The sequence below is a fragment of the Shewanella sp. SM68 genome, assembly GCF_025653925.1.
Lineage (GTDB): Bacteria > Pseudomonadota > Gammaproteobacteria > Enterobacterales > Shewanellaceae > Shewanella > Shewanella oncorhynchi.
This window is the reverse complement of sequence record NZ_JAKKRU010000008.1, coordinates 18,773-33,061: the sequence shown is the minus strand read 5'-3', so window position 1 is coordinate 33,061 and position 14,289 is coordinate 18,773. Positions and strand designations below refer to the sequence as shown.

The 14,289-nt window shown below is 47.1% G+C and carries 12 protein-coding genes; 7 read left to right on the top strand and 5 right to left on the bottom strand.

Going from position 1 to position 14,289, the window contains the following annotated elements; translation table 11 throughout:
- Positions 1-44 precede the first annotated feature (44 nt).
- The 3 genes from L5M40_RS13710 to L5M40_RS13700 all read right to left on the bottom strand — a co-directional run bounded on the left by L5M40_RS13710 (position 45) and on the right by L5M40_RS13700 (position 3,486).
- Positions 45-1,652, bottom strand: a complete 1,608-nt coding sequence (locus L5M40_RS13710) for a carboxyl transferase domain-containing protein (RefSeq protein ID WP_105252050.1) — start codon at positions 1,650-1,652, stop codon at positions 45-47.
- Positions 1,653-1,768: 116 nt separating this feature from the next.
- Positions 1,769-2,938: an isovaleryl-CoA dehydrogenase gene (locus L5M40_RS13705; RefSeq protein ID WP_113940993.1), complete on the bottom strand. Its 1,170-nt coding sequence runs from the start codon at positions 2,936-2,938 to the stop codon at positions 1,769-1,771.
- A 140-nt stretch (positions 2,939-3,078) separates the two neighbouring features.
- On the bottom strand, positions 3,079-3,486 hold the full coding sequence (locus L5M40_RS13700) for a MerR family transcriptional regulator (protein ID WP_006082318.1): 408 nt from the start codon (positions 3,484-3,486) through the stop codon (positions 3,079-3,081).
- A gap of 291 nt (positions 3,487-3,777) precedes the next feature.
- On the opposite strand from L5M40_RS13700, the gene L5M40_RS13695 reads away from it, so the two are divergent.
- From L5M40_RS13695 to gndA, 3 genes are all read left to right on the top strand, one after another.
- Complete coding sequence (locus tag L5M40_RS13695) at positions 3,778-5,736, top strand: propionyl-CoA synthetase (protein WP_263256768.1); 1,959 nt, start codon at positions 3,778-3,780, stop codon at positions 5,734-5,736.
- Between the two features lie 284 nt (positions 5,737-6,020).
- A complete protein-coding gene (sugE, locus tag L5M40_RS13690) occupies positions 6,021-6,335 on the top strand; it encodes a quaternary ammonium compound efflux SMR transporter SugE (RefSeq protein ID WP_263176946.1) in 315 nt (104 codons plus the stop codon).
- Between the two features lie 426 nt (positions 6,336-6,761).
- Positions 6,762-8,288, top strand: coding sequence for an NADP-dependent phosphogluconate dehydrogenase (gndA, locus tag L5M40_RS13685; protein ID WP_173243955.1), 1,527 nt, complete (start codon positions 6,762-6,764; stop codon positions 8,286-8,288).
- A gap of 145 nt (positions 8,289-8,433) precedes the next feature.
- Here gndA and L5M40_RS13680 read toward each other — a convergent pair whose 3' ends face one another.
- Positions 8,434-9,333: a LysR family transcriptional regulator gene (locus L5M40_RS13680; protein ID WP_173243957.1), complete on the bottom strand. Its 900-nt coding sequence runs from the start codon at positions 9,331-9,333 to the stop codon at positions 8,434-8,436.
- A gap of 163 nt (positions 9,334-9,496) precedes the next feature.
- Here L5M40_RS13680 and L5M40_RS13675 point away from each other — a divergent pair, with 163 nt between their 5' ends.
- Both L5M40_RS13675 and L5M40_RS13670 read left to right on the top strand, forming a co-directional pair.
- Positions 9,497-9,979, top strand: coding sequence for a DoxX family protein (locus L5M40_RS13675; RefSeq protein WP_173497696.1), 483 nt, complete (start codon positions 9,497-9,499; stop codon positions 9,977-9,979).
- A gap of 97 nt (positions 9,980-10,076) precedes the next feature.
- Entirely contained in the window at positions 10,077-10,892 is an 816-nt protein-coding gene (locus L5M40_RS13670; RefSeq protein ID WP_173497697.1) for a DODA-type extradiol aromatic ring-opening family dioxygenase, read from the top strand.
- A gap of 146 nt (positions 10,893-11,038) precedes the next feature.
- Here L5M40_RS13670 and L5M40_RS13665 read toward each other — a convergent pair whose 3' ends face one another.
- Positions 11,039-11,914 (bottom strand): 1,4-dihydroxy-2-naphthoate polyprenyltransferase, encoded by an 876-nt coding sequence (locus tag L5M40_RS13665; protein ID WP_028761099.1) that lies wholly within the window; start codon positions 11,912-11,914, stop codon positions 11,039-11,041.
- A gap of 342 nt (positions 11,915-12,256) precedes the next feature.
- Here L5M40_RS13665 and L5M40_RS13660 point away from each other — a divergent pair, with 342 nt between their 5' ends.
- On the top strand, positions 12,257-13,195 hold the full coding sequence (locus L5M40_RS13660) for an SDR family NAD(P)-dependent oxidoreductase (RefSeq protein ID WP_028761098.1): 939 nt from the start codon (positions 12,257-12,259) through the stop codon (positions 13,193-13,195).
- Positions 13,196-13,421: 226 nt separating this feature from the next.
- Positions 13,422-14,288 (top strand): acyl-CoA thioesterase II, encoded by an 867-nt coding sequence (tesB, locus tag L5M40_RS13655; RefSeq protein WP_028761097.1) that lies wholly within the window; start codon positions 13,422-13,424, stop codon positions 14,286-14,288.
- Position 14,289 lies beyond the last annotated feature (1 nt).

Here is a 14,289-nt window from a genome sequence, read left to right as displayed (position 1 = left end):
TTTTCCTATCTTCTTGTGTGACATATGTTTTTCACATGTGCCTTTTACATACGGAACACACCAAAGCGGGTGTCTTCGATAGGAGCATTTAATGCTGCCGATAGGGCAAGGCCGACCACATCGCGGGTTTGCGCTGGGTCGATAATGCCGTCATCCCATAAACGGGCACTGGCATGATACGGATGACCTTCTTTATCGTACTGGGCGACAATCGGTGCTTTAAAGGCTTTTTCATCCTCAAGCGACCATTCTTCACCTTTACGGGCTAAACCGTCGCGGCGTACTGTGGCGAGAACGCCTGCGGCTTGCTCTCCGCCCATCACAGAAATACGGGCGTTAGGCCACATCCACATCATGGTCGGTTCGAACGCGCGGCCGCACATGCCGTAGTTACCCGCGCCGTAGCTGCCGCCGATAATCACAGTAAATTTAGGTACATTGGCGCAAGAAACCGCGGTCACCATTTTAGCGCCGTGTTTGGCTATGCCTTCGTGTTCGTACTTTTTACCCACCATAAAGCCGGTGATGTTTTGTAGAAACAGCAGTGGAATTTTGCGCTGGCAGCACAGTTCAATAAAGTGCGCGCCTTTTTGCGCCGACTCCGAGAACAGAATGCCGTTGTTGGCGACAATGCCGACTGGGTAACCGTGAATACGGGCAAAACCGCACACTAAGGTTGCGCCATAGTTGGCTTTAAATTCATCAAAATCAGAATCATCGACGATACGGGCGATCACTTCCTTTACATCAAAGGGCTTTTTCAAGTCGGTGCCGACAATGCCGTACAGTTCGCTAATGTCGAACTTCGGTGGTTTGACAGGACTTAAGAGTGATTTGATTTCTTTTTGATGATTCAGGCGTGATACCGCGCGGCGGGCAAGCTCTAACGCGTGCTCATCGTTTTGGGCTAAATGATCCGCTACGCCGGAAATTTTAGTGTGCACTTCGGCGCCGCCCAGTTCTTCGGCGCTGACTTCTTCACCTGTGGCCGCTTTGACTAATGGTGGGCCGGCTAAGAAGATAGTGCCTTGATCTTTTACGATAATCGATTCATCCGCCATGGCTGGCACATAGGCGCCGCCTGCGGTACACAGGCCCATCACTACTGCAATTTGGGGGATGCCCTTAGCGGACATTTGCGCTTGATTGTAAAAGATGCGGCCGAAATGGTCGCGGTCGGGGAAGACTTCATCTTGGCGAGGCAGGTTAGCGCCGCCCGAGTCGACTAAATAGATACAAGGCAAGTGACAACGGCTGGCAATATCTTGGGCGCGTAGATGTTTTTTAACGGTAATCGGGTAGTAAGTGCCGCCTTTAACTGTAGCGTCGTTGGCGATGATCATGCACTCAACACCGCTCACACGGCCGATACCAGCGATAATGCCTGCTGCGGGCACTTCTTCGTCATAAACTTCAAACGCCGCAAATTGCGACAGTTCTAAAAAGGGCGAGCCTGCATCAAGCAGCTTTTCAACCCGCTGACGTGGCAGTAATTTACCGCGGGATAAATGGCGCTCTAGCGCCACAGGGCCGCCGCCGAGTTCGATTTTATTGAGTTTAGTTTTAAGATCGGCCACTAGGGCGGCCATATCGTCGGATTTTGCTTTAAATTCATCGCTACGGGCGTTGATACGACTGCTTAATTGCGTCACTTTGATTGTCCTTATAAAGCGGAAACTCGGTATCACCTTGCTCGAATGGGTGGCGCAAACTGTAAGTTACAGTGAGGTGCTACCCATTCACTTGTGAGAGATTATTTAAACTCGCGTTATTTCGACTCATTGAACAGTTCGCGGCCAATCAGCATGCGGCGAATTTCTGAGGTGCCGGCGCCGATTTCATACAGCTTGGCATCACGCAGTAAGCGGCCTGTGGCGTATTCGTTGACATAGCCATTGCCGCCTAGCAGTTGAATTGCATCCAGTGCCATTTTGGTGGCGAGTTCTGCGCTATAAAGAATGGCGCCTGCGGCATCTTTACGGGTGGTTTCACCGCGATCGCAGGATTTTGCCACGTTATAGACATAGGATTTGGCGGCATTCATGCCTGTGTACATGTCGGCTAACTTGCCTTGCACTAGTTGGAATTCACCAATCGATTTACCAAATTGCTCACGCTCGTGGATGTAAGGCACAACGATGTCCATACAGGCATTCATGATCCCCAGCGGACCGCCAGACAGTACGACGCGCTCGTAATCGAGGCCGCTCATCAGCACTTTTACGCCGTTATTGAGGCCGCCTAAAATGTTTTCTTCTGGTACTTCTACATCTTCAAACACTAGTTCGCAGGTGTTAGAGCCGCGCATGCCGAGTTTGTCGAGCTTTTGCGCTTGGCTAAAACCTTTCGAATCACGTTCAACGATAAAGGCGGTAATACCGTGTGCGCCTTTGGTTAAGTCGGTTTTCGCGTAAATGACATAGGTGTGTGCATCTGGACCGTTAGTGATCCACATTTTGTTGCCGTTTAAGATGAATCGGTCGCCTTCTTTACGGGCATGTAGCTTCATCGAAACCACGTCAGAACCTGCGTTTGGCTCACTCATGGCCAGCGCGCCAATATGCTCACCGCTCACCAGTTTTGGCAGGTACTTGGCTTTTTGCGCTGCATTACCGTTACGGTTGATTTGATTGACACACAGGTTTGAGTGGGCGCCGTAACTTAGGCCGATAGAAGCGGATGCGCGGGAGATTTCTTCCATTGCGACGACGTGGGCTAGGTAGCCCATGTTTGCGCCGCCGAACTCTTCGGGTACCGTTACTCCGAGCAGTCCCATTCCTCCAAGCACAGGCCAAAGTTCATTGGGAAAGGCATTGTCGTGATCCACTTTCGCGGCAATTGGGGCGATTTCATTCGCGGCAAAATCCTGCACTGCATCGCGCAGCATATCGACGTCTTCGCCTAGGCCAAAATTCAGACTTGTGTAGAGAGAGTTCATTGCTTGTGTCCTTTCAGATGTTCTAATTTCAGATTGTTATAGTTTTTATGATTTTTAGGTGCTTGAGTCTTTTAAATCTTGTACTTAAATCCGTAGTCGTTATCGCTATCAAATTGATTTGATTTTGTGTCAACGGGGATTTAGGCTTTTGCCGTTTTGTTATCTTCTAAGGCTAAACGGCACTGCTGCTCGGCGGAATTGAGTTCCATCAATACGACTTTGATGTCGTCCATTTGCTGTTGTAGTGCGGACTTTTTTTCTTCCACTAGCGCCAGCATGGTATTGAGCTGTGAGGTGCTGCTCTTGTCTGCATCGTATAATTCGAACAAGCGACGGGTTTCTGCCAAAGAAAAGCCCAAGCGTTTGCCGCGAAGAATGAGCTTGAGACGCACCCTGTCTTTGAGGCTATAAATACGGGTTTGGCCGCGGCGTTTAGGTTTAAGCAAACCTTGGTCTTCGTAAAAACGAATACTACGAGTAGTGATATCAAACTCTTTTGAGAGATCACTGATCGAGTAAGTCGTTTGTGGTGTGTTCGTTGCGCTCATTCATGCACCCTAAATAATCAGTTTTAAGCAAGATATATGAAGTTTACGTAAAGGTAAAGATTTTGGCTTTTATTCTGTTGGCAAAAAAGTGTCAATCCCAATTGCCATAAGCCTGTGCAGCGAGATTAAAACGTGTGCTTTAAATTAGTGTTCTCACATAAAACCACAAATATCTTCTGGTTATAGGCTAACGTCTAATAGTGGGCTTTAGACCTCCTTGCTAATAATAGAAGCAGGAAGGGGTAGTTATTGCGGCTGACGATGTGAGTCGCAGTCCTGATTGGAGGACATATGTTGACCGAACAGCAAAATGCATCTGTAGCGCAAGCCACAAATCAAAAACAGAACCAACAAAAACATCAAGCGTTGCACCAAGCATCCTTGCTTAATAAAGCCGAATTCTGGGGAGAAGCGGCGAAAACGCTCGATTGGATTAAGCCGGCGCAAACGGTGCTCGATGAATCGCAGGCACCGTTTTATCATTGGTTCGCCGATGGTGAGATGAACACTTGTTATAACGCCGTTGATCGCCATGTGTTGGCCGGACGCGGTGATCAAGTGGCTATCCAATATGTGAGCCCAGTGACAGACACTGAATACGGCATTAGCTACGGGGAGCTACAGGCTCAAGTGAGCCGACTTGCGGGCTTTATGCAATCTATTGGGATAGAGAAGGGCGACCGTGTGGTGATTTATATGCCTATGGTGCCGGAAACCGCCTTCGCTATGCTGGCCTGTGCCCGCATAGGTGCGATTCATTCTGTGGTTTTTGGTGGCTTTGCCGCCAATGAACTCGCGACTCGGATCAATGATGCTAAGCCTAAATTGGTCTTGTCGGCATCTTGCGGCATTGAGCCTTCGGGCGTGATCCCTTACAAGCCTCTGTTAGATAAAGCGTTAGCTCAGTCAGTGCATCAGGTTAATCACTGCCTAATTTTGAATCGTAGCCAGTATCAGGCCGATTTACTTGAGGGTCGTGACTTAGATTGGCAAGCCGCATTAGCAACTGCACCTAAGGCCGATTGTGTCGCCCTCAAGGCTACCGATCCCTTGTATGTGCTTTATACCTCTGGCACCACGGGTCAGCCTAAAGGTGTGGTACGCGATAATGGTGGCCATGCCGTGGCCCTGGCTTGGTCGATGCAGCATATTTACGATATTCAAGCGGGTGATGTGTTTTGGGCGGCGTCCGATGTGGGTTGGGTTGTGGGTCATTCTTACATTGTGTATGGGCCACTGCTGGTGGGCGCCACCACCTTAATGTATGAAGGCAAACCTGTGGGAACGCCAGATCCCGGCGCATTTTGGCGCACGATTGCCAAATATAAGGTCAAAAGCTTCTTCACCGCGCCGACGGCCATTCGCGCAATCAAGCGTGAAGATCCTGATGGTGAATATCTACAAGGTGTTGATTTAGCTTGTCTTAAAAATGTGTTTTTGGCGGGGGAGCGTTGCGATCCCGATACCTTAGTTTGGGCACACACTAAGCTCGCTAAACCTGTTATTGATCACTGGTGGCAAACCGAAACGGGCTGGCCTGTCCCAGCAAATTTGATGGGCACAGCGCCAGTTACCATTAAACCAGGTTCGCCAGCTTTACCTGTGCCGGGTTATGCGGTTGAAGTGCTGGACGAATTAGGTGAGCAAGTTGCGGCCAATACTTCGGGTAATGTGGTGATTAAATTGCCTCTACCGCCGGGGACATTGACGACACTGTGGCAAAATGATCAACGCTATCAAGATAGTTACTTGTCTATGTATCCGGGTTACTACTTAACTGGCGATGCGGGTTATACCGATGAAGACGGCTATCTCTACATTATGAGTCGTATCGATGACATCATAAATGTAGCGGGGCACAGGTTATCGACGGGACGCTTCGAAGAAGTGTTATGTCAACACCCTGATGTGGCCGAAGCCGCGGTAATTGGGGTAGATGATGCGCTTAAGGGCCAAGTTCCCCTCGGATTAGTGGTACTCAAGAAAGGCGTGACGATCAGTGATGAAGAGCTGCATAAACAGTTAATAACCCTGGTACGCCAAGAAATTGGTCCCGTCGCCTCCTTTAGGTTAGTGAGTGCGATTCAAAAATTACCTAAAACGCGCTCGGGTAAAATTTTACGCGGTACTATGCGAAAAATTGCCGATAATCAGCAATATACTGCGCCAGCGACCATAGAAGATCCACAGACCTTAGAGTTAGTGCGTACCGCGCTCACTCGCATGGGTTATGCCGATGCCTTAGTGTAAGAAATAGAGCGTAAAGGCTTTTATAGAAAGAGTGTAAAGGTCTTATAGAGAGTTGAAATATCAAGGCGATAGTAAACTGACCAAGCTTGCTATCGCCTTTTTGCGCATGGCATTTCTTATTTCGGCAAAATCAAAGATTGAAATTTTCACCTCAAATTTGCTAGTCTTGCATTCTCATCACGTACAGCTATATCACCTACAGTTTTACTGTAATCAAATGGCTTAGGGACGACCCTAAATACGCCTAATCTAACATGGGGACGACCCCTTTATGGGAGTTCACTATGAGTTGGTTCTTATTAGTTCTTGCGGGTTTATTTGAAATTGGTTGGGCTATCGGGCTTAAATATACCGACGGTTTTACGCGTTTGTGGCCAAGTATCTTTACAGTAGCGTCGATGGCAGTGAGTGTGTTGCTACTAGGACTCGCGGTTAAGCATTTGCCTATTGGTACGGCTTACGGCGTGTGGGTCGGCATTGGTGCTATGGGTACGGCGATTGCGGGAATTATCCTCTTAGGAGAAGGCATTAGCTTACTTAAAATCGCCAGTTTGATATTGATATTACTGGGTGTTTTAGGGCTTAAACTTGCCCATTAATTGACGGTTCTACTAGGGCGTGTTGACGTTTCGAGATTAAATTTTGTTCGCTCTGGCAAGCTCGTGATCACGAAACGAGGAGTGACGTGTAGTTATTCTACTCAAATGACGAGTGACAAAGAGCAAGAGCTTGCCAGACGAACCCTTCGGGCAGCGTTTGGCTAGCGTTTCTGCTGCGTTATCGCCCGTTTATGTAGAATAACTACACTGCACGGGCTTTGCCTTGCATAAAAGCCAGCCAACTCGCTGCAAAAACAACCCTGAAACGTCAACACGCCCTAGATAAAATGAGACCTAAACGATTGGTACTTTCGGCACAATCGAAATTGCCAATCGTATGTCTCTGGTAATTAAGTTACAAAGATCGGTATAATTACCCCTCAAAATTGGTTAGCTCTAACCTCTGTGACCCGTGGGAATAATATAATGCAAAACCACAGCAATCTTAATGATATCGGCGTAATTGGCCTTGGTGTTATGGGTAAAAACCTTGCGCTAAACATCGCAGATAACCAATATCACGTCAGCGCGTTTGACCTCGATCCTGTTAAAGTTAATGGTGTTATACAGCAAGAAAAACAGGAACGTGCTGGACTCGAATCTCGCATTCTTGGCTGTGCTAATCTTACCGAAATGTTAGCCAGTCTCACAAAACCCCGTATTCTTGTGCTTTCTGTTCCTGCTGGTGCCCCCGTCGATGGTGTCTGTAGTGCTTTGATTTCTGCCGGAATTGAGTCCGACGATATTGTCATCGACACAGGTAACAGCCTATGGACTGACACTGTTGAGCGTGAAGCGCGATACAAAGGGCAATTTGTATTTTTCAGCTCTGCAGTTTCGGGCGGCGAAGTCGGTGCGCGTTTCGGCCCCTCACTTATGCCTAGCGGCGATATCGATGCATGGCATCACGTGGCACCTATTTGGAAAGCGATTGCCGCTAAGGTTGATGCCAAAACTGGGCTACCTATCGAACGCTTTGAGCCGGGTAATCCCGTGACAGAAGGCGAGCCATGCACGACTTATATTGGCCCCGCGGGTGCTGGCCATTATGTGAAGATGGTGCATAACGGTATTGAATACGCTGACATGCAGTTGATTTGCGAAGCCTATCAAATGCTGCATGACGGTTTAGGCATGAGCGCTGCAGAAGTGGGCGATGTGTTTGAACGCTGGAACAAAGGTAGTTTAAACAGCTATTTGATGGGGATCAGTGCCGAAGTCTTAAAACAAGCCGATCCATTAACGGGTAAACCGCTGGTGGAAATGATCTTAGATAAAGCGGGCCAAAAAGGCACGGGTTTGTGGACGGCCGTGAGCAGTTTACAAATTGGCTGTCCCGCGCCGACGATTGCTGAAGCTGTGTATGCGCGCGCCGTAAGTACCCAAAAATCCTTACGTCTACAACTCAGCCAGAAATTGGCTGGGCCAAATGCACCTGTTATCGATGACGCACAAAAAGCACTGTTGATTGAAGCCCTTGAAAGCGCGTTATATTGCGCGAAAGTGTGTTGTTACGCCCAAGGCTTCCAGTTGATGGCGATGACGGCTCATGAACAAAAATGGCAGTTAGACTTTGCTGAAATTGCAAAAATTTGGCGTGCGGGTTGTATTATTCGCGCGACTTTCTTGCAATCAATCACTCAAGCCTATGAAGACAAATCTGATCTTAGCAATCTGTTGATGGCGGACAGTTTTGCGTCTGCCTTGTCTGAAAAGCAAGGCCTATGGCGTACCGCAGTCGCGACTGCGGTGATGCAAGGCATTCCAGCACCTTGTATTAGCTCGGCTCTGGCGTATTACGACAGTTACCGCTGCGAAACATTACCAGCAAACTTGCTCCAAGGTCAGCGTGACTTTTTCGGTTCCCATACATTTGAGCGTATCGATACCCCTGCTGGCGAGAAATATCACTTAGATTGGAGTGCCAAAGAGCGCACCTTGGCTAAGGTTTAAGCCTAAGGTTTAGCCTGTTATTGAAATGAAAGACGCCCCTTATCGAGGGGCATTTTTGTTTATGGCCGATGACTTTATAAGGGCATATAACTTAGTTACTTCACCTTATTTAAAGCCACTAAAACCAAACCTGAAGCTTGAAGTCTTAAGCATTCAGCTCAGATGAAAAGGCGATCAGCTTTTGCCAGAGTGCTTTGGCGACGGGGCCTAAAGGTGAGTGGGGTTTTCGCATCACATAGTAATCGAGTTGAATGTTGTTTTGCCTTTCACGCAGATCCAGTGCAATCAACGCGCCCTGTTTGAGTGAATCTTCAATCATATAGTGCGGCAGTTTGCCCCAGCCCATACCACTTTGAATAAGCATTTTTTTGGTGTAAAAATCATTAACATACCAACGTCGTTGCCCCGCCTGTACCCCAAACTCAATATTCGCAGTGCCTGAGCCCGTATCTTGGATCACTATTTGGTATTCATTAACGAGTTCTCGTGCGTAGGTCAGTGTTGGATGACGCTCAAGCATGCGCGGCGCGGCAACATCGAGAAGGCTACCGGAAAAAAGATAGGCTAATTCTAAATGGCTCGAACGTATGGGTTCAATTCCGCCCGCAGAGATGATGATTTCAGCTTTATCTTGATTCAGCGCTTCGAGTGCACCAGTTAAAAACTCTTGTTTGAGAATAATTTGGGTATAGGGAAACTCATTTTGAGTCAGCTCTAAAATCGGCAAAATTCGAGCGAGATTAAAGGAGGCTTCAAAAGCTAAGGTGATGCTTGCTTCGTTACCTTTGGCTAAATGCTTCGCTACTTGCTTCATTTCTTGCGCTTCATTCAGTACCCGCAGGGTATGTTGCAGCAGTTTTCGACCTTGCTCAGTGATAGCGAGTCGATAACCTTCGCGATTAAACAGGATAAGATCGAGTTGGGATTCTAACTGTTTGATACTTTGGCTAATGGCGGGTTGGGTTTTATGTAGCTTGTCACTAGCAGCTTTGAGTGAGCCCGCCTCAGCCACGGTTTTAAACATCAGCAGTTGGTCTAAGGTCACTGGGATTGCTCGCAAGTCGTAAATTATTAGTTTATGAGATATTAGATTTTATTCCATATTTATTTATCTTTTATCGGCTCATAATCGATTCCATTCTCGCTCGTCGTCTGCGAATTTATACCCAAGACTGACGGCAAATATCACGTTTAATGGGGTGTGTGCGATGCGATTTTCAAACTTATGTAATACCAAGGGTTCAAGTATCAATGGCTTAGTTGCAGAGGTTGATACACAGAAGTTATTCCTTTGTGCCAATACACTCAATCGCGCCGCTGCAACCGTCACATTGGCGATGAGCATAGTGTTTTTCATCTCGGGATTTGCCAAGTTATTTGGCGTGTCTATGTTCCATGTTCCGTTCACATTAATGAATCTTCCCACTGGTTTTGGTTATTTTATTGGTTTGATGGAAGTGATTGGCGCCCTTGGATTGTGTCTACGTGACTACCGAGTGCTATCGGCGAGCGGTTTACTGGCGATTATGCTGGGGGCGATTTATTTCCACTTTAACTATGAAGCGCCGATTAATGCACTGCCGGCATTGAGCTTATCGGCAGGACTCTTTCTGATTATTAAACTGGATGAAATTATTGAGCGTTTAGTGCGATTTCAGCGGCAGTTGGTGCAGAGTCGTTCCGCATTTTAAGCATGCATTGAAGTGTTGTGTAGAACAGTGAGTTAAGTGAGAAATGCTGAGTTTAAAGCCAGTAGTACAGATATAAGTTAATCAACACGAGAGGATTATGATGCAAGTTAACGCGAGTCGTATGCCTGTGCTATTTGTGCCCCATGGTGGTGGCCCTATGCCTTTGCTCAATGATGTTAATCATAGGGAGTTGCGTGCATTTTTAACTTCAGTAACAGCGCCAATGCCAACTCCGAAGGCGATTGTGTTGATCACTGCCCATTGGGAAGAATCTGTGGTGACTTTGTCGAGTAGCCCAAAGCCAAGTATTTTGTATGATTACTATGGATTTCCACCTGAGGCTTATCAGCTGACATATCCTGCACCCGGTGAGCCAGAATTAGCCGCACAGATTGCGAATATGCTAGCGGATAAGGGCATCGCCGCCCGCTTAGATAGCGAACGCGCATTCGATCACGGTACCTTTGTACCACTTAAGTTGATGTATCCTGAGGCGAATATTCCCGTGGTGCAGATGTCGTTAGTCCACAGCCTCGATCCTAAAACCCATATAGCGATTGGGGAGGCTTTAGCGCCGCTGCGGGACCAAGGGGTGTTGATCGTGGGGTCTGGCATGTCGTTTCACAATATGCGGGCATTTTTCTCAAGCGATCTCACAGTGCAAAGACGCAGTGCAGAATTTGATTATTGGTTGACGCAAACTTTAACGGCAAGTGTTAGTTCTGCCGAGGTAAAAACAGCGTTAACTCATTGGCAATCAGCCCCTGAAGCGCGTTTTAGTCATCCGCGGGAAGAGCATTTATTACCGCTACATGTGTGTTTTGGTGCAGGCCATAATGGTTCATCCCATGCCGAACGCAACTTTAATGGTATTTTGTTAAACACTTTGATCTCTGGTTATATCTGGCAATAAATGGAGGGTAGGATTTCCCTCGTCGATAATAAGCCAAATTGGAGTCGTGCTGCGGCCAATAAAAAAGGTTCGTATCTATCGAAGATATGAACCTTTTTATATTCAGCATTGAGCTGTGGTGTAGCATTAGCTTAGCGGATTTACTCTTATGCGGTAAACACTAAACCTACGCTAAACAAGGTACTGAAAATCATGGTTAACTTAGCTGTGCGGCCGAGTAACGGATTTAAGGCTTCACCAGAAACTGCATAAAAATCGCTACTGAGTTTGCGGGCAATAAGCAGAGATAATCCCGCAAGTAGTACTGGTAAGCCGGGTAAAATACCGAATAAAAAGCCAGCGATGACTAAGCCAAAGGGCAAATAGATTAAAGCTTGATAAAGCACTTTTGCCTGAGCTTCGCCAATACGTACCGCTAGAGTATGCTTGCCCGCTTGGGTGTCGGTACGGATATCGCGAGTGTTATTCACCAACATAATCGCAGCGTTGAATAAGCCAATTGCACAGCCTAATAACCAAGCATTAATAGTCGTATCGCCCGCCTGCAAATAATAACTGCCCACCACTGCAACTAAGCCAAAAAAGACAAATGCCGCGACTTCACCGAGCCCATGGGAGGCGAGGGGATAGGGGCCACCACTGTAGCCAAGAGCACCTAAAATAGCGGCTGCGGCGAGAATGGCGATGGGCCAGCCTCCGTGCCAAATCAGATATGATCCCACGGCAAGCGCCATTAAGAGACAAAATATCATGGCATTGCGAACGCTTGTTGGTGAAATTAAACCACTTTGAGTCACGCGAACGGGCCCTAAGCGCTCGTCTGTATCTATGCCGTTTTTAAAATCAAAATAGTCGTTAGCGAGGTTGACGGCGATTTGTAATAAGACAGCACACAACATTGAAGTGGCAGCGATTAACCAGCTGTAACTCTCAAGATGCAGGGCGAGAATGTTGCCTATCAGTAGGGGACCTATGGCCGCGGGTAGCGTACGGGGTCTTATTGCTAAAATCCAAGGATTCATGGCGTCCAGTCGTTATTGGTAAATGGAAATGGTACCGAGCAAGGGCTCAATTAGCGCATAGCATAACAAGATTTAACACGAAAGTGAGCACTATCTAATAAACGCATTTAACAGAGTTTGAATTGGCGCACATATGTTCACTGATGCAGGATGAGATTTGTCGTTAAGTTCAAAGAAAATCAAAAAAGTCTGTGTTTCCATAGTTAATGTTTATGGAGGCTTTGTGCTGTCCATGACATAGGCATAACGCTAAATACTCTGTTTAGTAGATAGCATAGGCGGTTGCTACCCTATGCTCGTTATTTTTTGCCGCTACAACAATGCCGATAAGGACATATTTGGATGCGTTTTGACAATCAGGTGGCATTAGTCACTGGGGCTGCGGCTGGGTTAGGTCGAGCGTATGCCATCATGTTGGCTGAACGGGGGGCAAAAGTGATACTCGTCGACCAGCCGTTATCGTCTTATGAGTCAATTTCCACCGACGGCGCTCAGACGAGCCAAGCTAACTTAGAATTAATGCAGACCTATTGCAGCATTATTAAACTCGGTGGAGATTGCATTTATTTTGTGCTTGATGTGAGTCAGCGAAATGAAGTGAATAGCATGATTGAAGAGGTGATCCTACGCTGGCATCGCATTGATATCTTGATTAATAACGCGGGCGTTTATGGTGCTTGTCCCTTTGAGCACATTAAACTTGAGCAGTGGCAACGGCAATTGGATGTCGATCTCAATGGCAGCTTTTATCTCACTCAAGCTGTTTGGCCTTATATGCAACAACAGCATTTTGGCCGGATAATGATGACAACGGGAGCCTCGGCCTTGTTCGGTGACTTGCACCAAGTTGGTTTTAGTGCAAGCAAGATGGCGCTGGTCGGCATGGTGAATAGCTTATCATTAGAAGGTGAAATCCATAATATTCGAGTCAATAGTTTATGCCCTCAGGCCGTAACTGCGATGACGGCCAAACATTTAGCGAGTGCGATTCAGCCGCTATTTTCCTTTGAATCATTAACTGCTACTACGGCTTTCTTGGTGAGTGAACAGGCGCCAAATGGTCAACATCTACTCGCCGGAGCGGGCAGTGTTAGCCACGGCATGTTTGTCGAATTTCAGCCTATGTATTTTAATGAAGGTCTTTTTACGCCAGATAACCTCGCGCAGCAGTGGCCACAGTTACACCAATCCTTCCCCGTGACTTTGCACTCCTGTGGAGAGGATAAAGTGTTGTCTTGGTCTAAGTTAAGTGCGCTAGAACATCACATTAAAATCGATTGATTCATCATGCTTGTATTTGAACTAAGCCTGCATCTATAGCGATTTAAATGCAGTAAATGGCCGTAGATGCTAACCACAATAAACAACATGATAATCCAGCGTGCCTCGTTTAATTCCTCACCGTTGGAGTGATGATTTGATTGTGAATAATCGATAGAAGACTGGTCAGCCTAAGGCTAACTGAGTTACCCTTTAAGATTAATTGCTAATTACGCAGTAGGATCCCATGAGTCAGGTATTAGACGATCTTTTATCATTACTTTCCCTTGAGCAAATTGAAATTGGCCTCTTTCGTGGTCAAAGCCAAGATCTGGGTTTTGGGCATGTGTTTGGTGGTCAAGTGATGGGCCAAGCACTGAGCGCCGCAAAACAGACAGTAGCTGCTGAGCGTAAGATCCATTCATTACACTCCTACTTTTTACGTGCAGGTGACGAGAAGTTGCCGATTGTTTACGAAGTAGAAAATATGCGTGATGGCGGTAGTTTTAGCGCTCGTCGGGTTAGTGCTATTCAAAAAGGTCGCCCTATTTTTCATATGACCTGCTCCTTCCAAGAACCTGAGGAAGGCTTTAGTCATCAAGCCGCTATGCCGCAAGTGCCCGGACCTGAAGGTTTGTTGAATCAGCAGGAATTGGCGCTGACGATGCGGGATAAAGTACCGCCGAGCATACTTGAAAAGTTTATGGCCGATGCGCCAATTGAGATGCGATTGGTCAATCCACTACACCCTTTTGCGCCTAAAGAAACCGAGCCGTACCGTTATGTTTGGATGAGGGCTAATGGTCCTATGCCAAATGATGCCCATATCCATGAATATTTACTCGCCTATGCCTCAGACTTTAACTTTTTAGTCACGGCAGCTCAGCCCCACGGTGTATCCTTCTTAAGTCCTGGGGTACGAATGGCGACGATCGACCATGCGATGTGGTTCCACCGCCCGATTAATATGGGAGAGTGGTTGCTTTACAGTATCGATAGCCCTAATGCTAGCGGTGGCAGAGGTTACGTCAGAGGGCAGTTTTTCAATCAACAAGGCGAGTTAGTGGCTTCTTCTACCCAAGAAGGCCTGATACGCATGGTAAAAGGACGTTAGT